General features: G+C 49.3%; 1 protein-coding gene. It reads left to right on the forward strand.

Annotated elements, in window-relative coordinates; genetic code table 11:
• Positions 1-297: 297 nt before the first annotated feature.
• Complete coding sequence (locus VZ95_RS21060; protein ID WP_156995525.1) at positions 298-666, forward strand: hypothetical protein; 369 nt, start codon at positions 298-300, stop codon at positions 664-666.
• Positions 667-680: the final 14 nt, after the last annotated feature.

A 680-nucleotide genomic window follows, 5' to 3' on the forward strand; every position in this document is an offset into this window, starting at 1 on the left:
CTAACGAGGATCGCAGAATGGCCAACATCGCCGAAATGGAAAAGCGTCACGCCGCCTTTTACAGCAGCGTCCTGAAGGCCATGACCGGCACGGGGATTGCCGTGATTATCCTGTTGGCCGTGATGGCGGTAACGCTGATTCACTAGAATTTTTGCACGGTTTCCGTCGCATAAAAAACCCCGGCAGCCACCTGCCGGGGTTTTTCTTAACATCACTATCATATTTAAATACGAATAAAAACATCTTATAAAAGCTGCGCATCCACCTATGCGGGCATATTTTTGGGAGAAAACCTACATGGACCTGATTGTTGTTTTTCAGAACACGACACCGGCCAACCCTGACAATCTCAATCAGAACGATCAGGCGTGGCAATATATCCTGGAGGTCGTGGACGATCTCAATAATGAACCCCTTAGCCAGGAATTCCCTCTCGCCGCAGGGGAGAGTTTAACGGTTCCCCTAACTGTAAATGATCTCTTCCAGACTAACATTACAGTAAGCGTTAGCCTTCCAGAGGCTCCCGGATACCCCGCGAACACGCATGAGCAAGTTATTTCAGTCCAACCCACTCCCCTTGTTATCGCGGCTGTCTTCCCTCTCGACCCTATTATTAGGGTTCGAGTCGCCCCAGAAAATATAGCTGTTTCCGCCACCCTCGAATAAAAAAATGGCGCAGA

This window comes from Elstera litoralis, from assembly GCF_000963705.1.
Classification (GTDB): domain Bacteria; phylum Pseudomonadota; class Alphaproteobacteria; order Elsterales; family Elsteraceae; genus Elstera; species Elstera litoralis.